Annotated in this window: 22 protein-coding genes; 15 read left to right on the top strand and 7 right to left on the bottom strand. The window is 67.4% G+C overall.

What is annotated here, in order from left to right; all coding sequences use genetic code 11:
* Both J2W36_RS11990 and J2W36_RS11995 read right to left on the bottom strand, forming a co-directional pair.
* Positions 1 to 672 (bottom strand): AAA family ATPase, encoded by a 672-nt coding sequence (locus tag J2W36_RS11990; protein WP_307689962.1) that lies wholly within the window; start codon positions 670 to 672, stop codon positions 1 to 3.
* Positions 673 to 752: 80 nt separating this feature from the next.
* Positions 753 to 2,306, bottom strand: coding sequence for a hypothetical protein (locus tag J2W36_RS11995; protein ID WP_307689963.1), 1,554 nt, complete (start codon positions 2,304 to 2,306; stop codon positions 753 to 755).
* Between the two features lie 304 nt (positions 2,307 to 2,610).
* On the opposite strand from J2W36_RS11995, the gene J2W36_RS12000 reads away from it, so the two are divergent.
* On the top strand, positions 2,611 to 3,135 hold the full coding sequence (locus tag J2W36_RS12000) for a metallophosphoesterase family protein (protein ID WP_307689964.1): 525 nt from the start codon (positions 2,611 to 2,613) through the stop codon (positions 3,133 to 3,135).
* On the opposite strand, the gene J2W36_RS12005 is transcribed toward J2W36_RS12000, so the two are convergent.
* On the bottom strand, positions 3,127 to 4,059 hold the full coding sequence (locus tag J2W36_RS12005) for a LysR substrate-binding domain-containing protein (RefSeq protein WP_307689965.1): 933 nt from the start codon (positions 4,057 to 4,059) through the stop codon (positions 3,127 to 3,129). The two genes, J2W36_RS12000 and J2W36_RS12005, sit on opposite strands and share 9 nt — an antisense overlap.
* A 108-nt stretch (positions 4,060 to 4,167) precedes the next feature.
* Here J2W36_RS12005 and J2W36_RS12010 point away from each other — a divergent pair, with 108 nt between their 5' ends.
* The 5 genes from J2W36_RS12010 to J2W36_RS12030 are packed head-to-tail and all read left to right on the top strand — an operon-like array spanning position 4,168 to position 9,321.
* Positions 4,168 to 5,145: a tripartite tricarboxylate transporter substrate binding protein gene (locus tag J2W36_RS12010; RefSeq protein ID WP_307689966.1), complete on the top strand. Its 978-nt coding sequence runs from the start codon at positions 4,168 to 4,170 to the stop codon at positions 5,143 to 5,145.
* Between the two features lie 5 nt (positions 5,146 to 5,150).
* Positions 5,151 to 6,017 carry an HTD2 family dehydratase gene (locus J2W36_RS12015; RefSeq protein WP_370869307.1) on the top strand — a complete coding sequence of 289 codons (867 nt, stop codon included), beginning with the start codon at positions 5,151 to 5,153 and terminating at the stop codon, positions 6,015 to 6,017.
* A gap of 40 nt (positions 6,018 to 6,057) precedes the next feature.
* Positions 6,058 to 7,239, top strand: coding sequence for an acyl-CoA dehydrogenase family protein (locus J2W36_RS12020; protein ID WP_307689968.1), 1,182 nt, complete (start codon positions 6,058 to 6,060; stop codon positions 7,237 to 7,239).
* 10 nt (positions 7,240 to 7,249) lie between these two features.
* Positions 7,250 to 8,431, top strand: coding sequence for a CaiB/BaiF CoA transferase family protein (locus tag J2W36_RS12025; protein WP_307689969.1), 1,182 nt, complete (start codon positions 7,250 to 7,252; stop codon positions 8,429 to 8,431).
* Positions 8,431 to 9,321, top strand: coding sequence for an HpcH/HpaI aldolase/citrate lyase family protein (locus J2W36_RS12030; RefSeq protein ID WP_307689970.1), 891 nt, complete (start codon positions 8,431 to 8,433; stop codon positions 9,319 to 9,321). The genes J2W36_RS12025 and J2W36_RS12030 overlap by 1 nt, the downstream gene beginning before the upstream one ends.
* A gap of 27 nt (positions 9,322 to 9,348) precedes the next feature.
* Here the strand turns inward: J2W36_RS12030 and J2W36_RS12035 are convergent, their stop codons facing one another.
* From J2W36_RS12035 to J2W36_RS12050, 4 genes are all read right to left on the bottom strand, one after another.
* The gene (locus tag J2W36_RS12035; protein WP_307689971.1) at positions 9,349 to 9,600 is read right to left on the bottom strand and encodes a hypothetical protein; all 252 of its coding nucleotides are present in this window, start codon (positions 9,598 to 9,600) and stop codon (positions 9,349 to 9,351) included.
* Between the two features lie 10 nt (positions 9,601 to 9,610).
* Positions 9,611 to 10,087 (bottom strand): FKBP-type peptidyl-prolyl cis-trans isomerase, encoded by a 477-nt coding sequence (locus tag J2W36_RS12040; protein ID WP_307689972.1) that lies wholly within the window; start codon positions 10,085 to 10,087, stop codon positions 9,611 to 9,613.
* Between the two features lie 36 nt (positions 10,088 to 10,123).
* Complete coding sequence (locus J2W36_RS12045) at positions 10,124 to 11,416, bottom strand: MFS transporter (RefSeq protein ID WP_307689973.1); 1,293 nt, start codon at positions 11,414 to 11,416, stop codon at positions 10,124 to 10,126.
* Between the two features lie 124 nt (positions 11,417 to 11,540).
* Positions 11,541 to 13,664 carry a LamG-like jellyroll fold domain-containing protein gene (locus tag J2W36_RS12050; protein ID WP_307689974.1) on the bottom strand — a complete coding sequence of 708 codons (2,124 nt, stop codon included), beginning with the start codon at positions 13,662 to 13,664 and terminating at the stop codon, positions 11,541 to 11,543.
* Between the two features lie 252 nt (positions 13,665 to 13,916).
* On the opposite strand from J2W36_RS12050, the gene J2W36_RS12055 reads away from it, so the two are divergent.
* The 9 genes from J2W36_RS12055 (at position 13,917) to J2W36_RS12095 (ending at position 24,200) form a co-directional block, all read left to right on the top strand.
* On the top strand, positions 13,917 to 14,708 hold the full coding sequence (locus J2W36_RS12055; protein WP_307689975.1) for a class II aldolase/adducin family protein: 792 nt from the start codon (positions 13,917 to 13,919) through the stop codon (positions 14,706 to 14,708).
* Positions 14,709 to 14,774: 66 nt separating this feature from the next.
* Complete coding sequence (locus tag J2W36_RS12060; protein WP_307689976.1) at positions 14,775 to 16,343, top strand: ABC transporter substrate-binding protein; 1,569 nt, start codon at positions 14,775 to 14,777, stop codon at positions 16,341 to 16,343.
* 1 nt (position 16,344) lies between these two features.
* Positions 16,345 to 17,316 carry an ABC transporter permease gene (locus J2W36_RS12065; RefSeq protein ID WP_307689977.1) on the top strand — a complete coding sequence of 324 codons (972 nt, stop codon included), beginning with the start codon at positions 16,345 to 16,347 and terminating at the stop codon, positions 17,314 to 17,316.
* Positions 17,313 to 18,161, top strand: a complete 849-nt coding sequence (locus J2W36_RS12070; protein ID WP_307689978.1) for an ABC transporter permease — start codon at positions 17,313 to 17,315, stop codon at positions 18,159 to 18,161. Before J2W36_RS12065 ends, J2W36_RS12070 begins: the two co-directional genes overlap by 4 nt.
* Complete coding sequence (locus tag J2W36_RS12075) at positions 18,158 to 19,807, top strand: ABC transporter ATP-binding protein (RefSeq protein ID WP_307689979.1); 1,650 nt, start codon at positions 18,158 to 18,160, stop codon at positions 19,805 to 19,807. Before J2W36_RS12070 ends, J2W36_RS12075 begins: the two co-directional genes overlap by 4 nt.
* A gap of 42 nt (positions 19,808 to 19,849) precedes the next feature.
* Positions 19,850 to 20,797, top strand: coding sequence for a 2-hydroxyacid dehydrogenase (locus tag J2W36_RS12080; protein WP_307689980.1), 948 nt, complete (start codon positions 19,850 to 19,852; stop codon positions 20,795 to 20,797).
* Between the two features lie 34 nt (positions 20,798 to 20,831).
* Positions 20,832 to 22,214, top strand: coding sequence for an aminotransferase (locus J2W36_RS12085; RefSeq protein ID WP_307689981.1), 1,383 nt, complete (start codon positions 20,832 to 20,834; stop codon positions 22,212 to 22,214).
* Positions 22,211 to 23,269 (top strand): histone deacetylase family protein, encoded by a 1,059-nt coding sequence (locus J2W36_RS12090; RefSeq protein WP_307689982.1) that lies wholly within the window; start codon positions 22,211 to 22,213, stop codon positions 23,267 to 23,269. The genes J2W36_RS12085 and J2W36_RS12090 overlap by 4 nt, the downstream gene beginning before the upstream one ends.
* A gap of 10 nt (positions 23,270 to 23,279) precedes the next feature.
* A complete protein-coding gene (locus J2W36_RS12095) occupies positions 23,280 to 24,200 on the top strand; it encodes a DMT family transporter (RefSeq protein WP_307689983.1) in 921 nt (306 codons plus the stop codon).
* Positions 24,201 to 24,208 lie beyond the last annotated feature (8 nt).

Here is a 24,208-nt window from a genome sequence, read left to right on the forward strand (position 1 = left end):
TCAGGCAGCATCGCGCTGCCCAACAGCGTCTTGCTCAGATCGAGCAGGCGCTACATTGCGAATAGCCCGTGTCCTGAAATACGGGGGCAAGATCACTACGGGGGTCTCAGCGGCGAGAGCCATAAGCTTTACGCGCGTGCGAAAACGGGGAGCTTCATAGTTGCTGTATGAGGGGTCGCCAATGAGTAGCGATCGAATGGTTCGGGCTCTATCAGTACAAAATTTGTCGCTTGCAATCCTTTGCTTGCTCTCGGCGTTTTTTGCCTCACCGTAAGCCGCCGCGATGTCTTTCAGTTCCTCGCGCAGAGCCTCGAGCTGGGTCTGTTTAGCTTTCCCATCGTCGCTCACCACGTACACAGGAGGAAGTTGCCTGTTTGGATCTTCAAAGACCGTGCGGTCCACGAAATCTCTGTTGAAGACCCGAATCGGTGGGAGCGCGGCCCCAGGAAAGTCTGAACCCTTGACGGCCTTCCCGTCCACCAATAGCTCCACTTCACCCTCAGGGGCGACTCCATCTTGGCAGTTTCGGAAGAGACTCGAAATCGAAGTCTTGCCAGACCCGTTCCAGCCGTAGATCAGGCTGAACTGCCCGAAGGACATGAGCCCAGCAGGCCAAGTGAAATCCTTGAAAACGCGATAGTTTCGAAGACTGTTCAGTCGCTCTATGGGCATCTTGTCCTCCGTTACTTTTATTGGTTCGACTCAGATGTCGAGCTTTGGCAAAGACTACGGAACATTGCTCGGGGCGGAGCTTAGTTCACTGGCACTACGTTTTCGAACACCCTCACATCGAGCTTGCTAGGCAGATCTTTGAAGGTCTTTGGCATGGAGCGCTCGAGTACAAGGTAGACCTTCACTGAAATGGGCTTGCCAGGTTGCTCCACCTTCGCCTGGGCCTCTAGGAGGGAGCGGTACTTCACGGCCTGGTAGACACCCCTGCGGTAGTCCAGTTCATCGCCATCAGAAACCCGAGACTTCACCTCGATACCCACCCACTCCTCTGCAGTTTCGAAAAACACGTCGATGACATCGCGCGAGTGAAGGGGGTACTCCTCAGTGGACTTCGCGCCAGGCGCAACACCAAACAACTCAGGGTGCTCAGCCACGTACCCTTTGAGAGCCTTATGCGCCTCCGACTCACCTCCTCCCCAACCGCCAGAACCCTTGCTACTACCAGGTGTACCAGGCTCTTTGATGACAGGTTCAAGGGGCTCAATACCGAGCTGTTGCAACACTTCTTTCCACCGGCTGCCGAAGTTCAATATTTTCCCGTACTCGACCTCGACCTCCGCTTCCTTCCGCTCTCGAGTCATCGAGGCATAGCCTGGAAACTTTGCACTCACACCATCGCCTGGCAGGCCATCTGTCTCATCACCTGTTGTCTTCACCACGATGGATGTGAGGTACGGGATCTCGTTGTTCCACGCTGACTGAATCTCATCAATCCAGCACGTGATGATGTGCAGCATCCCTCCTATGCCTCTTGGCCATGGAACACCCTTGTACGTCAAACAACCAATGCGCTCTGCCAACTCCATGTAGCTCATACGCTGCATGACCCCGTCACGTTGAGCCAAGACATGGGCCACCAATACCGGCAATGCCTTCTTGGCATACCCCACGTATGTCGCAGGCTCTTCATCAAGTGCGCCGTCTTCACCGTCCTCACTTGGCACAGGCGCAGCTACTGGGGCTGGGACGAGGATTGGCACATCCACCCCAAGTGGAGCTGCAGGGGGTGCGTTCACCAGATGCGGCGCCAAGCCATTCAATGGCACCAGCTCGAAGGTCCAAGGAGCAGCGCCGATGTAGTCATCATCCAAAACACCGGCCTTTCGAAACGCCTCAACGAGTTTCAGCCGCTCCTTCAAGTCTTCACCTCTCGTGCCGAAGATTGGCACCAGTTCGTAAGCCCTGTCTAGGCAAAAGTGCCCCACATGTCGCTCACCCTTCTCCAACTTTGTAGGATTGCCCACCGTTTCATACCCCACCACCAAGTGACGCGCCCGGATGGCCTGAAACAGGTTCTCATTGGCTTCCTTGCCATGCGTGATGGAGAGCTTCTCCCAGGACCGGCGCTTGCCGCCCAGGATAACGAAGCGCCTCAGTGCTTCACCGTCCTGCACCGACACGATGCGGTCTTGCCACACCGTGTTCACGAGGGTCTTGCCGTCCCTCGTGTAGTCATTCCAATGGGTCTCTCGTTGGGCGTGGTTCGAGCCCTTCCACCAGGTGTCGTACCCGGTCGTAGCCAGCCAGAAATCGTGCACTGCGCTCTCAATCCACTCTCCGTTGACGTATTCCATTGAGCCGTCCCGCAAATGTGTATATTTGTATCCATCGAGTCTATCCGCCACCATGCGCGCGCGGTAGGGGACGCGCTGGAAATTTCTGAGCAGACCGAGCTTTAACGCGAAACCCGGCAGTCGGGCCCACGAACTCGTGTGTCAGGTTTCGGAACTCAATCCAGACATCGGCGGCTCCCAGTCCGACGACTGCAATCGCTGCAAAGCCGTCGTTAAGAGCTGGTCTCGTAACAGCAGTCAGCTTTGTACGGCGATTGATCGCGTCCCCGCCGCATCGTTCGCCATAGCGCCACCAAAATCCCCCATGCCCCGCATCGCCCTCATCTCCGACACCCACAACCTCCTGCGCCCCGAAGCCCTGGCGTTCCTCGCCGGCTGCGACCACATCGTCCACTGCGGTGACATCGGCGGGCCGGAGATCCTGGCGCGGCTGGCGGTCATCGCGCCCTTGAGCGTGGTGCGCGGCAACAACGACGCCGCGCCGTGGGCGGCCGACATTCCGGTGTCGCTGACGGTGGTGCTGGGCAGCGTCGCGGTGCATGCGGTGCACGACATCGCCGATCTGCACCTCGGCCCGGAAGATGCCGGCGTGCGGGTGGTCGTCTCGGGCCACTCGCACAAGCCGTCGATGGTTGAGCGCGACGGGGTGCTGTTCATCAACCCCGGCAGCGCGGGGCCGCGTCGCTTCAGCCTGCCGATCTCGGTGGCCGAGCTGCAGATTGACGACGATGGCCGCGTGACGCCGCGGCTGGTCACGCTGGCGGTGCCGCCTGCGCCTGGGCGCCGCCAGCGGCCCGCTGTCTCACCCTCGTCTTCATCGTCATCTTGACGAAGACGGTGCGCCGCCCTGGGGCCGAAGGGGCGCCGCATAGTGCGCGCACAGCGCATCGACGAGCGCCGCCGCATAGACCGGCAGGCTCGCGCGATCACGCATCAGCAGGTAGCGCTCGCGCACGCTCCAGGGGTCGCTCAGCTCAATGAGCGCCAGCTGCATGCTCTGCTGATTGCGGCGTGCGGCCGATTCGGGCACCACGCCAATGCCGACGCCGCTGCCGATCATCCGGCACATCGCGTCGAAGCTCGCGAGCTGGATGCGCAGCTTCTGCCGCCGGCCGAGGTGCTCGGTCATCTGCGACAGAAAGGCGTGCAGGGTGCTGCCCTGCTGCATGCCGACGGCGTCTTCGTCGAGCGTCTCGGCAAAGGCGATGCGACGGCGCCGCGCGAAGCGGTGTTTGCGTGCGGTGGCCAGCACGAGCCGGTCGGTGCTGAAGTGGATCGCCTCCAGGCCCAGCGCGTCGACGTTGCCGGCCACGATGCCGAGGTCTGCACGGCCTTCCAGCACACCGCGGGGGATCTGAGCATTCGGTTTTTCCTGAAGGTCGACGTTGATGCGCGGATGGGCGGCGAGGAAGGCGGGCAGCAGTTCGGGCAGGAAGTCGGTCACCGCCGTGGTGTTGGCGAACACCCGCAGATGGCCGCGCAGCCCGCCGCCGTAGGCCAGCAGTTCGTCGCGTAGGCGATCAGTCTGGTTCAGCATCAGCCGCGCATGGTGCAAAAAGGCTTCGCCTTGCGGCAGCAGCCTGACGCCGCGCGCCTCCCGCGTGAGCAGCGGCAGGCCGCACTGCGCTTCCAGCGCCTTGATGCGCGCGCTCGCTGCGGCCAGCGACAGGTGCTGCCGTTCGGCCGCCCGCGTGAGGTTGCCCAGCTCGGCCGTGGCGACGAACAGCCGCAGGTCGTTCATGTCGAAATGCATGCGGCATCGTAGTCGAGCCTTCGGAATCTCCGAAGGCTTGGTTCCGAATTCGCAGATTGCGCCGCGCCATCGCAGCGGCCACCATGCGAAGCACAAGGAGACAACCCCATGCAATTTCGCGCCCTCGCGCTGGGTCTGGCCGTCAGTGCCGGCCTGCTGCAAGCCGTCCCGGCCATGGCCCAGGCCGCCTATCCGTCGCGCCCCGTCACGCTGGTCGTGCCACAGGCCGCTGGCGGCACCAACGACATCGTCGGCCGGCTGGTCGGCCAGAAGCTGGGCGAAGTGATCAACGCCAGCGTGGTGGTCGACAACCGGCCCGGTGCGGGCGGCAACATCGGCACGCAGCTGGTGGCCAAGGCGCCGAAGGACGGCTACACGCTGCTCATGACGATCAGCAGCAGCCAGGCCATCAACCCCGCGCTCTACAAGAACCCGGGCTTCGACCCGGTGAAGGACTTCCGGCCGGTCGGCCTGATCGGCGCGGTGCCCAACGTGCTGCTGGTCAACCCGGCGTTCCCGGCGAAGACGATGAGCGAGTTTCTCGCGCTGGCCAGGCGCAAGGACGCCAACTACCAGTACGCCTCGGCCGGCAACGGCACGCTCAACCACCTGTTGGGCGAGATGCTCAACAACATGGCCGGCATCCAGCTGCAGCACGTGCCCTACAAGGGCGTGGCACCGGCCATCAACGACGTGCTGGGCGGCCAGCTGCCGATCGTGTTCGCCAGCCTGCCGTCGGCGTTGCCGCACATCAAGAGCGGCAAGCTGCGCGCGCTGGCCGTCAGCGGCGAGAAGCGTTCGCCATCGCTGCCCGACGTGCCGGCCATCGCCGAGTCGGTGCCGGGCTACAACGGCACGCTGTGGATCGGCCTGTTCGCGCCCGCCGGGCTGCCCGCCGATGTGCAGACCACGTTGCAGGACGGCACGCGCAAGGCGCTCGCCATGCCCGACCTGCGCGAGAAGCTCGAGCAGCAGGGCGTCGAAATCGCGGCGCCGACCACGCCCGAGCAGTTCGCCGCGCTGCTGCAGGCCGACCTCGCGAAATGGGCGCGCATCGTCAAGTCGTCCGGCGCGGCGGTGGACTGATGGCCATGCTGACCCCCGAAGACATCGCCGCGCTGCAGGCGTGGCAAGGCCGCAGCGAAACGCTGCACGACGACATCACCGCGGCCCCCGTGCGCGCGCTGTCGGCCACGCTCGACCGTGACGATGCGGCACCGGCCGCCGGCACGCGGCTGCCCGAGCTCTGGCATTGGCTCTACTTTCTGCCGCATCACCGCCAGTCGGAGATCGGCCCCGATGGTCATCCGAAACGGGGCGGCTTCCTGCCGCCCGTGCCGCTGCCGCGCCGCATGTGGGCGGGTGGCCGCCTGCAATGGGAGGCGGGCAACCCGCTGCGCGTGGGTGACGCCACCCAGCGCGTGTCGACCATTGCCTCGGTCACGCACAAGACCGGCCGCAGCGGCGAACTGGTGTTCGTGCTGGTGCGGCACGAGGTGCACAACGCGCGCGGCTTGGCGCTCACCGAGGAGCACGACATCGTCTACCGTGCCGCCGCCGCGCCTGGCGAGGCAGCGCCCGCGCCGACACCTGCGCCGCAGAACGCCACCTTCAGCCGCACGCTCGTGCCTGACGAGGTGCTGCTGTTCCGCTACTCGGCGCTCACCTTCAACGGGCACCGCATCCACTACGACCGCCCTTACGTCACGGAGGTCGAGGGCTACCCCGGCCTGATCGTCCACGGCCCGCTGATCGCGACGCTGCTGGTCGACCTGCTGCGCCGCGAGCGGCCCGACGCGACGCTGTCGCGCTTCGAGTTCCGCGCCGTGCGGCCGACCTTCGACATCGCGCCTTTCCGGGTGCACGGCCGCCCCGATGCCGACGGCCAGCGTTTCAGCCTGTGGGGCGAAGACGCCGACGGCTGGCTCACCATGCAGGCGACCGCGACTCTGGCCTGAGGCCGCCGCGCCCAACGAATCCAATGAATCCAAACGACCGATGAAGACACAGATCCCCTCCCCCGACAGCCACCAGGAGATGCGCGAGGCGCTGCGCGCGCTGTGCGGCGGCTTCGACGCTGCCTACTGGCAGAAGGTCGACCACGAGCGCGGCTACCCCGAAGCCTTCGTCGACGCGCTCACCCAGGCCGGCTGGCTGGCCGCGCTGATCCCGGCCGACTACGGCGGCTCCGGCCTCGGGCTGACCGAGGCTTCGGTGATCATGGAGGAGATCAACTTCTCCGGCGGCAACGCGGGTTCGTGCCACGGCCAGATGTACAACATGGGCACGCTGCTGCGCCACGGCAGCGAGGCGCAGAAACGCCAGTACCTGCCGAAGATCGCGACCGGTGAACTGCGCCTGCAGTCGATGGCCGTGACCGAGCCGACCACCGGCACCGACACCACGCAGCTCAAGACCACCGCGGTGCGCAAGGGCGACCGCTACGTCGTCAACGGCCAGAAGGTGTGGATCTCGCGCATCCAGCATTCCGACCTGATGATCCTGCTGGCGCGCACCACGCCGCTCGCGGAGGTGAAGAAGAAGTCGGAGGGCATGTCGATCTTCATCGTCGACCTGAAGGATGCGATGCCCGAGCGCGGCGGCCAAGGGATGACCGTGCGCCCGATCCAGAACATGGTGAACCACGAGACCAACGAGGTGTTCTTCGACAACCTCGAGATCCCGGCGGAGAACCTGATCGGCGAAGAAGGCCAGGGCTTCAGGTACATCCTCGACGGGCTCAACGCCGAGCGCACGCTGATCGCGGCCGAGTGCATCGGCGATGCCTACTGGTTCGTCGACAAGGCCCGCCGCTACGCCACCGACCGCCAGGTGTTTGGCCGCCCCATCGGACAGAACCAGGGCGTGCAGTTCCCCATCGCGGCCGACTACATCGAGACCGAAGCCGCCAACCTCATGCGTTGGAAAGCCTGCGCGCTGTTCGACGCCGGCCAGCCCTGCGGCGCCGAAGCCAACATGGCCAAGTACCTGGCGGCCAAAGCCAGCTGGGAGGCCGCCAACACCTGCCTGCAGACGCACGGCGGCTTCGGCTTCGCCTGCGAATACGACGTCGAACGCAAGTTCCGCGAGACGCGGCTCTACCAGGTGGCCCCGATCTCGACCAACCTGATCCATTCCTACGTGGCCGAGCATTTGCTGGGCCTGCCAAGGTCCTTCTGATCGCCACACCATGACACGACCTCTGGACGGCATCACCGTCATCTCCCTCGAACACGCCATCGCCGCGCCGTTCTGCACCCGCCAGCTCGCCGACCTGGGCGCGCGCGTCATCAAGGTCGAGCGCCCCGGCGCCGGCGACTTTGCGCGCGCCTACGACCAGCGGGTGGACGGCGAGGCCTCGCACTTCGTCTGGGTCAACCGGTCGAAGGAAAGCCTCACGCTCGACCTCAAGCAGCCGGCCGCGCTGGCCGTGCTGCAGGAGCTGATCGCCGGTGCCGACGTACTGGTGCAGAACCTCGCGCCGGGCGCCGCGGCCCGCATGGGCCTGGGCTACGACACGCTGCAGGCCCGGCACCCGTCGCTCATCGTCTGCGACATCTCGGGCTATGGCGGCGACGGCCCGTACCGCGACAAGAAGGCCTACGACCTGCTGATCCAGAGCGAGGCCGGCTTCCTCTCGGTCACTGGCACGCCCGACGAGCCGTGCAAGTCGGGCAACTCGATCGCCGACATCGCCGCGGGCATGTACGCGTACACCGGCGTGCTCGCCGCGCTGCTGCAGCGTGGCAAGACCGGCAAGGGTTCGCACGTCGACGTGTCGATGCTCGAATCGCTCGCCGAGTGGATGGGCTTCCCGATGTACTACGCCTACCAGGGCGCGACGCCGCCGCCGCGCAGTGCCGCGTCGCACGCGACCATCTACCCCTACGGCCCCTTCGTGGCCGGCGACGGCGGCACCGTGATGCTCGGCCTGCAGAACGAGCGCGAGTGGCGCGTCTTCTGCGAGAAGGTCTTGCTGCAGCCGGCGCTGGCAAGCGACCCGCTCTTCGACGCCAACGCGAAGCGCAACGAGCACCGCGCGGCACTCAAGGCCATCATCCTCGAGACCTTCTCCGCTTTGAGCAGTGCGCAGGTGCTGGAGCGGCTCGACGCCGCGCAGATCGCCAACGCCCGCATGAACGACATGGCCGGTCTGTGGGCGCACCCGCAGCTGCAGGCGCGCGAATGCTGGCGCGAGGTGGGCTCGCCCGCAGGCGCCATTCCGGCGTTGCTGCCGCCGGGCCGGCAGAGCGCCTTCGACTACCGCATGGACCCGATCCCGGCGGTGGGCGAGCACACCGAGGCGATCCTGCAGTCGCTGGGCCGCAGCGCGGCCGACATCGCGGCACTGCGCGCGGCGGAGGCGATCTGATGACGACTTCATCGCTCGCAGGTCGCCACGGCAGCACGTCGGTCCTGGCGCTGGCGCGCACCTTCCTCTTCGTGCCGGGCGACCGACCGGAGCGCTATGCACGCGCGCTGGCGAGCGGCGCGGGCGCCGTGATCGTCGACCTCGAAGACGCTGTGGCGCCGGAGCGCAAGGACACGGCCCGCACGCAGATCGCCGAGGGCTTCGCCGCGCTGCCGGCCGAAGCGCATGGCCGTCTGCTGGTGCGCATGAATGCCGCCGACACGCCGTGGCAGGCGGACGATCGCGCGCTGGTCGCGCGGCTGGCTGCGCAGGGCCTGCTCGCCGGCGTGGTGCTGCCCAAGGCGGAGCGTGCCACCGACCTCGCGGCGCTGGCCCAGGCCGTCGGGCCGGCCGCCGCGCTGTTGCCGTTGATCGAGTCCGTGGCCGGGCTGGATGCCGTTGACGCGCTGGCCGCATCGCCGCAGGTGCTGCGCCTGGTGTTCGGCCATCTCGATTTCCAGGCCGACGCCGGCATGGCCTGCGGGCCGGACGAGGCCGAACTGGTGCCGGTGCGGCTTGCGCTGGTGCTGGCATCGCGCCGGGCCGGACTGGCGCCACCGGTCGATGGGGTCACGACCGACTGGCGCGATGCGACGCGGCTCACGGCCGAGGCCTTGCGCGCGCGCCGCGGCGGCTTCGGCGCCAAGCTGTGCATCCACCCGGATCAGGTCGCCGGCGTGGAGGCCGCCTTCGCGCCGAGTGCCGACGAACTGGCCTGGGCACGCCGTGTGCGCGATGCGATGCGTGCAGCCGGTGGTGGCGGTGTCGTCAACGTCGACGGCCGCATGGTCGACGGGCCGGTCGTCAAGCTCGCCGAGCGCCTGCTGGCGCAGGACGGCCGAACCGCCTGAGCATCAAGCACGCCGACGCGGCTGGCGTCAGCGGCCCACCACCGACCAGCCGGCCTGCTGGTTGCTGCGATCGTTCTCGTATTCCCAGGCCGTGCCGCAGCGGTCGCAGCGGTAGCTGGTGATCGTCACCGTGCCCTGGTCGCGCTCTTCCTTGCGGTTGGAGCGTTGCACCAACTCGGCATGGCCCGGCGCGCGGCGCCAGTTGCGCTGGATGCCGGCGCAGGGCTCGCACAGCTCCATCTTCTTCAATTCGCTCTGTCGAGCCAGGTCCTTGGTCATGGGGTGGCTTTCAGTGGTGGTGGCCGTGCGCGCCGTGCACGTGGCGATGCGCGATTTCCTCGGGGCTGGCCGCATGCACGTCGACCACCGTGATGCTGAAGCGCAGCTGCTTGCCGGCCCAGGCGTGGTTGCCGTCGAGCAGCACCTGCGGGCCCTTGATCTTCACCACCGTGAACACGTGCTCGCGGCCGTCGTCCAGGCGTCCCTGCAGCTGGCCGCCGACCTTCACGCCTGGCGGGAATTCCGACTTGGGGATGGTGCGCACCAGCGACTCGTCGCGCACGCCGAAGCCGTCTTCGGGCGCCAGGTCGAGCGTGACCTTGTAGCCCTTTTCCTTGCCGTCGAGCGCTGCCTCGATCTTGGGCAGCGTGTTGTCGTACCCGCCATGCAGGTAGGCCATCGGCTCGGGGCTGGCTTCGAGCATCTTGCCCTGGGCGTCGGCGACCTTGTAGGTCAGGGTGACGACGGTGTCTTTTTCGATTTTCATGCGGCCATTTTCACTTGATTCGCCGCAGCGCTCATGTCAGAGGGGTGTGCCCGGCTGCAGGTCGGGTGTCGCCGGCAATCGCGCCAGGCCGCGCAGCGGCGAGGCGAACACCACCACCGCCTGCAACGCGAAGCCCGCCAGCGCCAGCCAGAAGCAGGCCGGCGCGCCCCAGCGTGCGCCCACCAGGGCACCGAGCGCAGCCCCCACGGGCCGCGCGCCGGCATTCACCGTGAGGAACAGCGCCGACACGCAGCCGAGCTTGCCGTGCGGCGTCACGCTCTGGCGCAGCGTGGTCGACGTGATGGTCCAGACGATCGGTCCCGCACCGAACAGGAAGAAGGCCAGCGCTGCCAGCGCGCCGCTGGGCACCGCCAGCGTGGCAGCCATGAGGCCGGCCGCGAGCACCGACACGGCGGGGCCGAGCTGAACGGCCCGGCCAAAGGGCAGGGCGGTGGTGATGCGCGACGCCAGCAAGGCACCGACGACCATGCCCGCCCCGTAGGCCGCCAGCGTGAGCCCGACGCCCCGGGCGTCGAGCCCGAGCCCGTGCACGGCATAGGTGACATAGGCGGCCTGCAGCACGAACCAGGCGATGTTCCAGACCACGGCCGTCAGCAGAACGGGCCGCAGCATCGGGTGCTGCCAGATCAGCGCGGCGCCTTCGCGCACCTCGGTCAGCGGATGGCGGGCGTGCACCTGCGCGGCGGGGTCTGGCGCCGGCTCGGCGATGCGCAGCAGCAGCGCGACGGCGGTGGCCGACAACACCGTGGCCAGCACGAAGGCCGACGTTGCACCGCCCCAGGCGACGAGTGCGCCTGCCACGGCCGGGCCGGCGGCGAAGGCGGCGCTGCGTGCGAGTTCCAGGCGCCCATTGCAATGCGCCAGCGCATCGCGCGCCACCAGTGCAGGCAGCAGCGCCGGTGCCGCCACGCTGAAGCCCACCGTGCCGATCGCACCGATGAAGCCGAGCACACCCAGCCAGGTCACCGACAGCCCGCCAGACAGCACCGCGAGCAGCAAGCCGAGCAAGGCAAGAGCGCGCAGGGCCTCGGCCGCCACCATCAGGCGGCGTTTGGAGACGCGGTCTGCCAGCACGCCCAGTGGCATCGACAGCAGCAGGAAAGGCAGCGTCTGAACGGTCGCCAGCAGGCCGATCGTGCCGGGCCCGGCATCCAAGAGGAGCACCGCCACCAGCGGGACGGCGGCAAGGCTGAGTTGTTCGGCCGACTGGGCGGCGAGGTTGGCGCCGGCCAGGCGCGCAAAGGCGGACGCGCGGCGATGTGGACGGCGAAGGGGAACGCAGCTGTCGGTGTTGTCGGGGCTGTGCATGGCGAGAGTGGGGCGCTACAAAGCAATGCGCCATCGTCGTCCCCTTTGCCCGCCGATGCTGGCCGTTACCGGACGTGCGAATGCCAGGCCTGCGCCGCAGGCCGTGCATTCAACTGCGCCGGGTTCAGCTGCGCCGGGCGGTCAGCCACTGGTTCGGCGCCAGCGCCGCGCCGACCACGCGCACCTCGCCGATGTTGCCGAAGAAGCCGTCGGCCCGCGCGCCGTCCCAGGAGCCGCCGCCCACCACCCAGGGTGAGGTGGCAGACAGCGTGGCCAGGCCGGGCGCATTGCTCACGTTGCGCAGCACCGGGGCGCCCTCGACGTACATGGTCGTGTCGTGCGAGACCGGGTCGTTGACGATGGCGATGTGTGCCCAGCCGCCGGCCACGATCTCGCCCGACCAGTTGGTGCGCGGCGAGTGGGCGTTGGCCGGGCTCGGCACCACTTCCCACTGCACTTCGCGCAGGCTGGAGATGGCGAAGAGCATCGGCGGCGCTTCCGGGTCGCCGCCCGAATAGCCGGCCAGGTCACCGCGGCGGCCGTCGCGCGTCATGATGTTCATCCAGGCCTGCTTGCTGCTCGTCCAGCTCGGATCGATCTTGATGAAGGCCTCGACCGTGAAGCCGTTCGACAGCGTCTGCGCGTTGATCGGTGCGCTCGTGTCGGTGAGGAAGTAGCTCAGGCGCGGCACGTTCTTGTCGGTGTTCTGGAAGCGCACCGAGCCGGGCGCGGCCGACAGGAAATGGCGGTCGTCGCTCCAGACGATGTCGGCGGCGGTGGCGCCGGTGATGCCGCGCTGGTTCAGGGCGTCGCGGTGCAGCGGATTGGCGCCGGTCACGTCGGCGATCACGGTGCCCGGGGCCACCGGCTGGTTGGCCGTCCCGCCCACGAAGCGCCAGTGCGCCAGCGTGTTGGCCACCTTCGGGTAGTCGTCGGCATCGGCCGGTGCGCGAGGCGCGACCACGGTCGGCTCGGTGTAGTTGGCCAGGATCATGGCCTTGGCCTGCGCCACCAGCGAACTGGCCACGTTGGCCGTGCCGGTGCCGAAGGTCTTGTTGAAGCCCGAGAAGCGCTGCGCGAAGTCCATGTCGATGGTGAACGCCTCGTTGGCGCCTGTGAGCACGGCCTGGTCGAAGCTCGTCAGCGTGTCGGCCGGCTTCTGCGGCACCCAGGGCGAGAACGACAGCACCTTGATCTGCTTGTGCGTGAGGTCGAACTCATAGAGGCGCATCAGGCCATTGCCGCCCTGGTAGGCCATCTGGTAGTCCACCACCATCTCTTCGACCTTGTGGCCGAAGTCGTTGATCTTCGTCAGGTGGGCGGCCCCGTGGTGGTGGCCGTTGAGCGTCATGAAGATCTGGTCGTTGTCGTGGATCAGCTTGTCCCAGAGCATCTTGCCGTAGTCGGTCTCCAGCGGCGTGACGCCGTCCGAGGCAATGTTGAGCAACTGGTGGTTGACCAGGATGACCGGCAGCGTCGGGTTCTGTGCGATCACCTGGCGCGCCCAGGCGATGCCCGCGTCGGAGATGCGCCACGACAGCGACAGCACCATGAACTTCTGGCCCTGCGCTTCGAACACGTGGTATTCGTGGAAGCCGGTGGCATCGCGCGCGCCGAAGGTCGACTGGCGCTTGGCGCGCGTCGTGCTGAACCACTGCAGGTAGGGTTCGTTGGCCAGCGTGCGGCTCGCGTCGGTGCCGCGGGTCGGGTCGACGGTGTAGTCGACGTCGTTGAGCACGTCGTGGTTGCCGGCCAGCACGCTGTAGGGGCGCTTGGCCACTTCGAGCACCTGCATGGCGCTGTCGGCCACCTTCCATTGCTCGGGTTTGCCGACCTGATCGACCACGTCGCCCAGGTGGATGGTGAACGGAATGTTCAGCGCCCGTGCGTTGGCGGCGATCCATTGCGTCTGCGCGGCGAAGGGCTCGCTGCCGAAGCGGCGCTCGTACTGGTTGCTCTCGCCGGAGGTTGCATAGCGGGCGTAGAACTGCGTGTCGGGCAGCACGGCCAGTGCGAAGGCCGAGATCTGGGTGTTCGCCACCGGCGCGGGCGCCGGGGCTGCAGGGCTGGGCGCCGGGGAGGCGGCCGGTGCGGCGCCATCGTTGCCGCCACCGCAGGCGGCCAGCAGCGTGCTACTGCCGACCGTCAGCAGCGACGCGCCCATTTTGAGGATCTGGCGGCGCGCAGGCGCCTCGTGGGGGGCGGGAGCTGCAGGCAACTGTGTGCGGGAGTCGTCGGAGGCGGACATGTTCGATGACAAAAGAAATAGGAGGAATTGAGGAGAAATCCCGAGGGGAGGCGGCAGCTTAGGCAGCGGTCATGACGCTCGAATGAAACCTTTATGACTCATTGCCATGACGACACGGATGACGACACCGCCATGCCCTGCGGCGGTGCAGCAAAGCAGGCCCGGCTTTTGCTTAAGGGTTGTCCATCGTTGACTGTCGACAGTTCGCACGGTCGAATCGGCCGTCTGACAAGGAACCCAAGGAAGCCGGAAATGTCTTTGCACGCTGTGAACCCTTCTGCGCCCGACGCGCACCCCACCGAACGCCAGGTGCGTGAAGACCTGGCCGCCGCCTACCGCCTGGTCGCGTACTACGGCATGGACGACAGCATCTACACCCACATCTCGGCGCGGGTGCCTGGCACGAAGGACCAGTTCCTGATCAACCCGTTCGGCATGCTGTTCCAGGACATCACGGCCTCGTCGCTGGTCAAGATCGACCTGGAAGGCCGCATCCTCGACGACTCGCCCTATGACGTGAACCCGGCAGGCTTCACCATCCACAGCGCGGTGCATGCGGCGCGCCACGACGCGGCCTGCGTGCTGCACACGCACACCGTGGCCGGCGTGGCGGTGTCCTCGCTGGCCTGCGGACTGCAGCCGTGCAACCAGTGGGCGCTGCAGTTTCACGAGCGCGTGGTCTATCACGACTTCGAGGGCATTGCGCTCGACGCCGACGAGCGCGACCGCCTGGTGGCCGACCTCGGCCCGACGGCGCGGGCGCTGATCCTGCGCAACCACGGTTTGGTCACGCTGGGCCGCACCGTCAGCGAAGCTTTCATCCTGATGCTGAACCTCGAGCGCGCCTGCCGCGTGCAGGTCGCCATCCAGTCGACCGGCCAGGCCGCGTACCCGGTGCCCGCGGAGGTCTGCGAGAAGACCGCGCGGCAGTACGAAAGCGGCGACAGCACGCGCGAGGTGGGCGAGGCCGACCCGAATGCGCGCGAATGGCGCGCCATGCTCCAGCGCATCTCGCCGCCGCGCGCGTCGTCCTTCCGCGACTGACGCCCACCCCTTTTCCCTTCGCCTTCCTCCCCACGTCCCGACCCAGTCACCAGGAGTACCGTTCCCATGAAACGTCGCAATCTCATCCAGATGGGTGCCGCCACCGCCGCCGGCTTCACGCTCGCGGGCGTTCCCCTGCATCTGCTGGCCGCCGGCAAGAAGGGCGGCGTGATCAACGCCGTCGTGCAGCCCGAGCCGCCCAGCCTGATGGTCGGCATCACGCAGAACGCGCCCACCCAGCTGGTGGCGGGCAACATCTACGAAGGCCTGCTGCGCTACGACGAGAAGGTCAACCCGCTGCCGGGCCTGGCGACCTCGTGGACCTCGAACAAGGAAGGCACGGTCTTCACCTTCAAGCTCAAGCCCGGCGTGACCTGGCACGACGGCAAGCCCTTCACCGCCGACGACGTGGTGTTCTCGGCCGACGTGTTCCTGCGCAAGACCCATGCGCGGCTGCGCGCCAACCTGGCATCGGTCGAGAGCATCAAGGCGCTCGACCCGCTGACCGTCGAGTTCAGGCTCAAGTACGCCTTCGGTCCGTTCCTGGGCATCTTCGAGGTCGGCAGCATGCCAATGGTGCCCAAGCACATCTACGAAGGCACCGACTTCGCCACCAACCCGGCCAATGCCACGCCGATCGGCACCGGCCCGTTCAAGTTCAAGGAATGGGTCAAGGGCAGCTACATCCAGCTGGTGGCCAACGACAAGTACCACGTCAAGGACGTGCCGATGGTCGACAGCGTGTACTTCCACATCATTCCTGATGCGGCCTCGCGCGCGGCGGCGTTCGAGTCCGGCAAGATCGATGTGGTGCCTGGCGGCTCGGTCGAGTACTTCGACGTGCAGCGCCTGGCCAAGCTGCCCGGTGCGGCCGTCACCACCAAGGGCTGGGAGTTCTTCGCGCCGCACGCCTGGATGTGGATCAACAACCGCAAGGCGCCGATGGACAACGTCAAGTTCCGTCAGGCGATGATGTTCGCGATCGACCGCGAGGCGATCTGCAAGGTGGCGTGGCAAGGTTTCGCCAAGCCTGCGACCGGCCCGTTCAACAGCAACATCAAGTTCTACAGCACCGACGTTGCCAAGTACCCGCGCAACGTCGAGACCGCCAAGAAGCTGCTGGCCGAGGCCGGCTACAAGGGCGAGACGCTGCGCCTGCTGCCGCTGCCCTACGGCGAGACCTGGACGCGTTCGGCCGAGATCCTGCGCCAGAACCTTGCGCAGGTCGGTGTGAAGGTGGAGATGGTCGCCACCGACGTGGCCGGCTGGAACCAGAAGCTCAACGAGTGGGACTACGACCTCGCCTTCACCTACGTCTACCAGTACGGCGACCCGGCCTTGGGCGTGGCGCGCAACTACACGAGCGCCAACATCGCCAAGGGCTCGCCCTTCAACAACGTCGAGGGCTATTCGAACCCGAAGGTCGATGCGCTGTTCGAGGCAGGCGGCAAGGAACCCGATGCCGAGAAGCGCCGGGCGATCTACCTCGAAGTGCAGAAGATCCTGCTCGATGAAGTGCCTGTGGCCTGGCTCTACGAGATCAACTTCCCGACGCTCTACCGCACCAAGATCAACAACCTGGTGAGCTCGGCCATCGGCCTGAACGACAGCCTGGGCACGGCGAGCATCGGCTGACATGAAGCGCACGCAGTTCATGTTGACCCGCGTGCTGCAGGGTCTGATCGCCGTCCTGCTCATCGCCACCGTCAACTTCATGCTGGTGCGCGCCGCGCCAGGCGACCCGGTGTCGGTCATGGCCGGCGAGGCGGGGGCTTCGGACGCGCAGTTCGTGGCGCAGTTGCGTGCGCAGTTCGGGCTGGACCAGCCGATCACCACGCAGCTCGTCACCTACCTGGGCAAGGTGGTGCAGCTGGACCTGGGCTATTCGTACCGGCAGCAGCAGCCGGTGCTCAAGCTCATCCTGGAGCGGCTGCCCGCCACGCTGCTGCTCACTGGCAGCGCCTTCGTGCTGTCGCTGATCTTCGGCATCACGCTGGGGGCGTTGTCGGCGCGAAAGGCAGGCACCTGGGTCGACAGTGCCATCAGCCTGGTGGCGCTCGTCTTCTATGCCACGCCGCTCTACTGGCTGGCGCTCATGGCCGTGCTGGTGTTCACGGTGCAGCTCGACTGGCTGCCGGGCTTCGGCTTCAGCACCGTGGGTTCGGGCGCCACCGGCCTCGCCCTGGCCTGGGACATCGCGCAGCATCTGGTGCTGCCGGTCCTGACGCTGGCGCTGTTCTACATGGCTGTGTATGCACGCATGACCCGCGCCGCCATGCTCGAGGTGGCGCAGATGGACTTCGTGAAGACCGCACGCGCCAAGGGCGTGAAGCCGGGCCGCATCCTGCGCGCCCACGTGCTGCGCAACGCGCTGCTGCCGGTCGTCACGCTGGCCGGCATCCAGGCCGGTGGGCTGATCGGCGGCGCGGTGCTCACCGAGACGGTGTTCGCCTGGCCGGGCCTGGGCCGGCTGATGTTCGACGCGCTGCTGCAGCGCGACTACAGCCTGCTGCTGGGCACTTTTCTGGTGACTGCTGCCATGGCCGTTCTGTTCAACCTCATCACCGACCTCGTCTACACGCTGGTCGACCCGCGAATAGAACTATGACACTCAAGAGTCCTTTCTGGCGGCGCTACATGCGCAACAAGGGCGCCGTGGCCGGCATGGTCGTGCTGCTGCTGGTTGCCGTCGTCGCCGTCTTCGGCCCGTGGATCGCCACCAACGATCCGTGGGGCATGGTGCAGCAGCCGTTCCTGCGACCGTGGACCGAGCCTGGCTTCGCCCTGGGCACCGACACGTTAGGCCGTGACATCCTTTCGGGCTTGATCTACGGGGCGCGCATCTCGCTGCTGATCGGCCTCGTGTCGACCGTGGTGGCGCTGCTCATCGGCGTGACGCTCGGCGCCATCGCCGGCTACTTCGGCGGCTGGGTCGACGCGGCGCTGATGCGCTTCACCGAGATCTTCCAGGCGGTGCCGAGCTTCGCGCTGGCCATCGTGCTGGTCGCGATCTTCCAGCCGTCGGTGGGCTCCATCGTCGCGGCCATCGCCATCGTCTCGTGGCCGCCGGTGGCGCGTCTGGTGCGCAGCGAGTTCCTCACGCTGCGCCAGCGCGACTTCGTGCAAGCCGCGCTGCTGGCCGGGCAGTCGACGCCGCGCATCATCCTCACGCAGATACTGCCCAACGCCATGTCGCCCATCATCGTGATGGCTTCGCTGATGATCGCCACCGCGATCCTGCTGGAGTCGAGCCTGAGCTTCCTCGGCCTGGGCGACCCGAACCAGATGAGCTGGGGCTACATGGTCGGCTCGGCGCGCACCGTGCTGCGTCAGGCGTGGTGGATGGCGCTGTTTCCGGGCCTGGCCATCGTGCTGACGGTGCTGGCGCTCAACCTTGTGGGCGAAGGCCTGAACGACGGCCTCAACCAACGCCTCGACGGGAGAACGAAATGAGCGTCACCGCCATCAAGCCCGTGCAGCCGGTGCTGGAGGTCGTCGACCTCAGCATCTGCCTGCCGTCCGGCGCGGACCGCGCGCTGGCCGTCGAAGGCGCATCGCTGTCGGTGCTGCCGGGGCAGACGCTGTGCGTCGTCGGCGAATCCGGCTCGGGCAAGTCGATGATCGCCAATTCGGTGATGGGCCTGCTGCCGCAGCCGCACGTGCGGCCGGTCGGCGGCAAGATCCTCTTCGAAGGCATCGACCTGCTCACGTTGACCGAGCCGCAGATGCGCGAACTGCGCGGCCGCCGCATCGGCATGGTGTTCCAGGAGCCGATGACCGCGCTGAACCCGGTGATGCGCATCGGCGAGCAGATCGGCGAGGTGTTCGACGCGCACATGAATGTGCCGGCCGACGAGAAGCGCAAGCGCATCCTCGCCGCGCTGGCCGACGTCGGCCTGCCCGAGCCCGAACTGTTGATCGACGCCTATCCCTTCCGCCTGTCGGGCGGCCAGCGCCAGCGCGTGATGATTGCCTGCGCGCTCATCCTCGAGCCGGTGCTCCTGATCTGCGACGAGCCGACCACCGCGCTCGACGTGACCACGCAGGCGCAGATCTTGAAGCTGGTGCGCGAGCTGCAGCAGCGCCGCGGCACCGCGGTGCTCTTCATCACGCACGACTTCGGCGTGGTCTCCGAGATCGCCGATCAGGTCGTCGTGATGCAGACCGGCAAGGTGGTCGAGGCCGGCCCGGCGCACGACGTGCTGCAGGCGCCGCAGCATCCGTACACGCGCAAGCTGATCGATGCCATTCCCACCGGCACCGCCACGCGCGGCCCGTCGACCAGCGACGCCCCCTACGTGCTGCAGGTGCAGGACCTGTGCAAGACCTACCGCTCGGGCAACGGGCTGTTCAAGCGCGGCCGCGCGGTGCAGGCTGCCAAGGACATCAGCTTCGACCTGCGCCGTGGCGAGACGCTTGGCGTGGTCGGCGAATCCGGCTCGGGCAAGTCGAGCGTGGGCCGCTGCCTGGTGGGGCTTGCACCCTTCGACAGCGGGCGCATTCTCTTCAACGGGCGCAATCTCTCGCAGGGCGGCAACTTCCGCGCTGCGGCAGAAGGCAAGATCCAGATGGTCTTCCAGGACCCGTACGCATCGCTCAACCCGCGCCACCGCGTGGGCGCGGCCATCGCGGGCGGCCCGATCGCGCAAGGCGTGGGCAAGTCCGAGGCGATGGCGCGCACGATGGCGCTGCTCAAGCTCGTCGGCCTGGGCGCTGACGCGGCCGACCGCTACCCGCACGAGTTCTCGGGTGGCCAGCGCCAGCGCATCGGCATCGCCCGCGCACTGGCCATGCAGCCTTCACTGCTGGTGGCCGACGAGCCGGTGTCCGCACTCGACGTGTCGGTGCAGGCGCAGGTGCTCGAACTCTTTGCGCAGGTGCGCGAGGAATTTCAGCTCGCCATGGTCTTCATCACGCACGACCTGCGCGTGGCCGGGCAGATGTGTGACCACATCGCCGTCATGCAGCGCGGTGTGGTGGTCGAATACGGGGAGACGGCCAAGGTGCTGGGCGACCCGCAGCACGCGTACACGCGCAAGCTGATCGAGGCCGTGCCGCGGCTGTCGTCGCCGGCTGAACCGGCCGCCCTGGTGGCCTGAGCCGAATCCATCGAAGACCCCTCAACCTCGAAGAACCTGAAGATGAAGAAGCCCCCTGTCGTCGCGCTGCTGAGTTCGGCGATCTCCGTGCAGTACCTGGCCGACGCTTTCGAGACGGCGCAGCCGGGCATCGACGTGCGCATGGGCGACGACCTCGGCCCGCTGGAGGACATCGACGTCGCCGTCTGCTGGTTCCCGCCGCACGGCCGGCTCGCGCAGTTCCCGAACCTGCAGCTGGTGCAGTCGCTGGCCGCCGGCGTCGACCACATCCTGGCCGACCCTGCGCTGCCGCGCCACCTGCCGCTGTGCCGCATCGTCGACGACACGATGGCCGCCGGCATGAAGGCCTATGTGAGCTGGGCCGTGGTGCAGCATCACCGCGGCATGAAGGCGTATGTCGCCAGTTCCGACGCCGCGAAGTGGGAAGAGCAGCCGGTGGTTTCGCCGCGCCGGCACCGCGTGGGCATCGCCGGCCTGGGCACGCTGGGCCTGGCCTGCGCCGACGCGCTTGCGACCATCGGCTACCAGGTGCGCGGCTGGAGCCGCAGCGCAAAGAGCGACCTGCCCGCCGGCGTGACCGGCTTCCACGGCGCCGACCAGCTCGATGAATTCCTGTCGGGCTGCGACACGCTGGTGTGCCTGCTGCCATTGACGCCGCAGACGCAGGGCTTTCTCAACGCCGACCTGTTCGCGAAACTACCGCGCGGCGCGCACCTGATCAACGTCGGCCGCGGCGACCATCTGGTCGAGGCCGACCTGCTGCCCGCGCTGGCCAGCGGCCAGCTGTCGGCCGCCACGCTCGACGCGTTCTCGGTCGAACCGCTGCCCAAGGACCACCCGTTCTGGGGCCACCCGAACATCCTCGTCACGCCGCACATCGCGACGCGCACCGACCGTCTCGTCATCGCCCAGCAGACGCTCGCCAACCTGGCGGTCCTCCGCGCAGGCCAACATCCGCTCAACCAGATCGACCTCGAACGCGGCTACTGAGCCACTGCCTGGCCGATCGCACCCGGAGACTTCCATGAACGCCATCCCGCAAGCAGCCACCCACGCCGAGAATGCCGCGCACGACGTCGCGTCGCACCTGCACCCCTTCACCAACCTGGCGACGCACCCGCAGGTCGGCCCGCTGGTCATCACGCGCGGCGACGGCATCTTCGTGGAAGACGACCAGGGCCGCCGCTACCTGGAGGCGATGTCGGGCCTGTGGTGCGCGTCGCTGGGCTTCAGCAATGCGCGCCTGGCCAAGGCCGGCAGCGATGCACTGCACGGGCTGCCGTACTACCACACGTTCAACGGCCGCTCGAACCCGGCCGCCATCGCGCTGGCCGACAAGCTGATCGCGCTGGCCCCGGTGCCGATGTCGAAGGTGTTTTTCGCCAACAGCGGCTCCGAGGCCAACGACTCGGCCGTCAAGCTGGTCTGGTACTACCACAACGCCATCGGCAAGCCGGCCAAGAAGAAGATCATCGCGCGCAAGAACGCGTACCACGGCGTCACCGTCGCGGCCGCGAGCCTGAGCGGCCTGGTGCCGAACCACCGTGACTTCGACCTGCCGATCGACCGCATCCTGCATGTCGACTGCCCGCACCACTTCCGCTATGCCGAACCGGGCGAGACCGAGGAAGACTTCGCGAGCCGCCTGGCCGACAACCTCGAGAAGCGCATCCTCGAAGAAGGCCCCGACACCGTGGGCGCCTTCATCGCCGAGCCGGTGATGGGCGCGGGCGGCGTGCTGGTGCCGCCGGCCACCTACTTCGAGAAGGTGCAGAAGGTGCTCGCGAAGTACGACGTGCTGCTGATCGCCGACGAGGTGATCTGCGGCTACGGCCGCACCGGCGAGATGTTCGGCTCGACCACCTTCGGGCTGAAGCCTGACATCCTGACGAGCGCCAAGGCGCTGTCGTCGGGCTATGTGCCGATCTCGGCCGTGATGGTCAACGAGAAGGTGCATGCCGCCATTGCCGCCAACAGCGGGAAGATCGGCACCTTCGGCCACGGCTTCACCTACTCGGGCCACCCGGTCGCCTGCGCCATCGCGCTGGAAACGCTCAAGGTCTACGAGGACGAGAACATCCTCGCGCACGTGAAGTCGCTGGTGCCGCAGTTCCAGAAGGCACTGCACGGCTACGAAGGCCGCAAGTACGTTGGCGAGGTGCGCGGCGTGGGCCTGATCGCCGCCATCGAGCTGTACGCGGACCCGGCCCAGCGCGTGTCCTTCGACCCCGCGAAGAAGGCCGGCGCACGGCTGGCCGAGCTGGCGCTGGCGCAGGGCCTGATCGTGCGCGCCATGGGCGACGCCATCGCCTTCTGCCCGGCGCTCATCACCACCGCCGCCGAGATGGACGAACTCTTCGTGCGCTTCGAGCGCGCCATGACCATCTTCGAGGAGACCTTCGCATGAAGGCCTTCTTCACCGACGACCAGTTGCTGCATGACCCGCAGCAGTACATGCGCGTCGGCCGCATCTGCAAGCCGACGGACCTGCCCAGCCGTGCGCATGCGCTGCGTGATGCGCTCGCGGGCCGCGGCATCGCGCTGGCATCGCCACCGGACGTCGGCCGTGCGCCGCTCGAAGCGGTGCACAGCACGGATTACCTCGACTACCTCGAGACCGCCTATGCGCAGTGGCGCGAGCTGAAGGTCTTCGGCCTGGAACCGGGCATCGAGGTGCTGCCGAATCTTTCGCCGTACTACAACGGCGCGCCCGGTGTGGACCGCGCGCCGTGCCCGTCACCCTCGCTCATCGCGCGCACCGGCTACTACATCAGCGATCTGTCGTGCCCGCTCGGGCCGCACACCTGGCGCTCGATCCTGCGCTCGGCGCACACGGCGGTGGCCGCTGCCGATGCGGTGCTGGCCGGCGACGACGTGGCCTACGCGCTGTGCCGCCCCTCGGGCCACCACGCGCACCGCGACCGCGCGGGCGGCTTCTGCTACATCAACAACAGCGCCATCGCGGCGCAGCGCCTGCGCCAGCAGCATGGACGCGTGGCGGTGTTCGACGTCGACGCCCACCACGGCGACGGCACGCAGAACATCTTCTATGCGCGCGGCGACGTGCTCACCGTGTCGACGCATGCGGACCCGAGCGGCTACTACCCGTTCTACACAGGCTACGACCACGAGCGCGGTGTCGGCGAAGGCGAGGGCTTCAACCTCAACCTGCCGCTGGCGCACGGCACGGGCAACGATGAGTTCCTCGACGCAGTCGACCGCGGTGTGGCAGCGGTGCGCGCGTTCGCGCCCGGCGCGCTGGTGCTGCCGCTGGGCTTCGACACCTACAAGGACGACCCGATCAGCGTGCTGAAGCTCGACCTCGACGCCTACCGCGCGCTCGGCGAGCGCATCGGCGCGCTGCAGCTGCCGACCGTGGTGGTGCAGGAAGGCGGCTACATGGTCGAGGCCATCGGCCCCGCGCTCGACCAGTTCGTGCAGGGCTTCCTGTCCACCCGATGAACGCCGAACGATGAGCGCCGCCATCGCCTCGTTGCGCCCGCCGGGCTCCCGAAGCGCGGGCGTCGCGATCTTCTTCTGCGCGCTGGTGGCCTTCGCCTCGTACGACGCGTTCTGCAAGTACATGCTGCAGTTCTACCCGGCGCCCTTCGTCAACGTGATGCGTTACTTCGCGGTCATCGGCATCGCCTTCGCGATGCTGCTGCACCACGGCGACCTGCGCATCTGGCGCGCACCGCAGAAGCCACTGCTGCTGTTGCGCGGCGTGATGCTGGCGACGGTGGCCACCTGCTTCATGACGGCGCTGCTGTGGATGCCGCTGGCCGAGGCCACCGCCATCTACTTCACCGCGCCGCTGCTCATGGTCGCGCTGTCGCCGTGGCTGCTGGGCGAGACGGTGCGGCGCAGCCGCTGGATCGCGGTGACGGTCGGCTTCGGCGGCATGCTGCTCATCGTGCGGCCGGGCGGCAACCTGCCGCTGCTGGGCACGGTGCTGATGGCCGTGTCGGCCGTCTGCTACGCGATCTTCCAGTTGCTCACGCGGCGCCTCGCGGGCCACGTGGCGAGCCCCGTGCAGTACGCCTACACCGCCATCGTCTGCCTGGTCGTCACGGCCATCCCCGCACCCTTCTTCTGGCCAGCGCAGCACGTGCCCGTCGGCGACGTCTTGCTGCTGTTGGCCGGCGGCGCCTGCAGCGGCGCGGCGCAATGGCTGCTGCTGGCCGCGTTCTCGCGCGTGGAGGCGTCGACGCTCGCGCCCCTCAACTACTTCCAGCTGCTGCTGGCGGTGGGCTTCAGCACGGTCTGGTTCCACAGGCCGCCAGACCCGATCGCCATCGCGGGCATCGCGTTGATCATGGCCGCCGGCATCTACCTGGCACGCGCCCGCACCGCACCTCGACAATCGGCCGCCCGCGCAGCAGCACACCAATGAAGAGACAA

The sequence above is a fragment of the Variovorax ginsengisoli genome, assembly GCF_030811835.1.
Lineage (GTDB): Bacteria > Pseudomonadota > Gammaproteobacteria > Burkholderiales > Burkholderiaceae_C > Variovorax > Variovorax ginsengisoli_C.

Bases quoted from the DNA above. Each gene is read 5' to 3' on its own strand.
- J2W36_RS11990 (WP_307689962.1), bottom strand. From the start codon at position 672: ATGCCCATAGAGCGACTGAACAGTCTTCGAAACTATCGCGTTTTCAAG.
- J2W36_RS11995 (WP_307689963.1), bottom strand. From the start codon at position 2,306: ATGGAATACGTCAACGGAGAGTGGATTGAGAGCGCAGTGCACGATTTC.
- J2W36_RS12000 (WP_307689964.1), top strand. From the start codon at position 2,611: ATGCCCCGCATCGCCCTCATCTCCGACACCCACAACCTCCTGCGCCCC.
- J2W36_RS12005 (WP_307689965.1), bottom strand. From the start codon at position 4,059: ATGCATTTCGACATGAACGACCTGCGGCTGTTCGTCGCCACGGCCGAG.
- J2W36_RS12010 (WP_307689966.1), top strand. From the start codon at position 4,168: ATGCAATTTCGCGCCCTCGCGCTGGGTCTGGCCGTCAGTGCCGGCCTG.
- J2W36_RS12015 (WP_370869307.1), top strand. From the start codon at position 5,151: ATGCTGACCCCCGAAGACATCGCCGCGCTGCAGGCGTGGCAAGGCCGC.
- J2W36_RS12020 (WP_307689968.1), top strand. From the start codon at position 6,058: ATGAAGACACAGATCCCCTCCCCCGACAGCCACCAGGAGATGCGCGAG.
- J2W36_RS12025 (WP_307689969.1), top strand. From the start codon at position 7,250: ATGACACGACCTCTGGACGGCATCACCGTCATCTCCCTCGAACACGCC.
- J2W36_RS12030 (WP_307689970.1), top strand. From the start codon at position 8,431: ATGACGACTTCATCGCTCGCAGGTCGCCACGGCAGCACGTCGGTCCTG.
- J2W36_RS12035 (WP_307689971.1), bottom strand. From the start codon at position 9,600: ATGACCAAGGACCTGGCTCGACAGAGCGAATTGAAGAAGATGGAGCTG.
- J2W36_RS12040 (WP_307689972.1), bottom strand. From the start codon at position 10,087: ATGAAAATCGAAAAAGACACCGTCGTCACCCTGACCTACAAGGTCGCC.
- J2W36_RS12045 (WP_307689973.1), bottom strand. From the start codon at position 11,416: ATGCACAGCCCCGACAACACCGACAGCTGCGTTCCCCTTCGCCGTCCA.
- J2W36_RS12050 (WP_307689974.1), bottom strand. From the start codon at position 13,664: ATGTCCGCCTCCGACGACTCCCGCACACAGTTGCCTGCAGCTCCCGCC.
- J2W36_RS12055 (WP_307689975.1), top strand. From the start codon at position 13,917: ATGTCTTTGCACGCTGTGAACCCTTCTGCGCCCGACGCGCACCCCACC.
- J2W36_RS12060 (WP_307689976.1), top strand. From the start codon at position 14,775: ATGAAACGTCGCAATCTCATCCAGATGGGTGCCGCCACCGCCGCCGGC.
- J2W36_RS12065 (WP_307689977.1), top strand. From the start codon at position 16,345: ATGAAGCGCACGCAGTTCATGTTGACCCGCGTGCTGCAGGGTCTGATC.
- J2W36_RS12070 (WP_307689978.1), top strand. From the start codon at position 17,313: ATGACACTCAAGAGTCCTTTCTGGCGGCGCTACATGCGCAACAAGGGC.
- J2W36_RS12075 (WP_307689979.1), top strand. From the start codon at position 18,158: ATGAGCGTCACCGCCATCAAGCCCGTGCAGCCGGTGCTGGAGGTCGTC.
- J2W36_RS12080 (WP_307689980.1), top strand. From the start codon at position 19,850: ATGAAGAAGCCCCCTGTCGTCGCGCTGCTGAGTTCGGCGATCTCCGTG.
- J2W36_RS12085 (WP_307689981.1), top strand. From the start codon at position 20,832: ATGAACGCCATCCCGCAAGCAGCCACCCACGCCGAGAATGCCGCGCAC.
- J2W36_RS12090 (WP_307689982.1), top strand. From the start codon at position 22,211: ATGAAGGCCTTCTTCACCGACGACCAGTTGCTGCATGACCCGCAGCAG.
- J2W36_RS12095 (WP_307689983.1), top strand. From the start codon at position 23,280: ATGAGCGCCGCCATCGCCTCGTTGCGCCCGCCGGGCTCCCGAAGCGCG.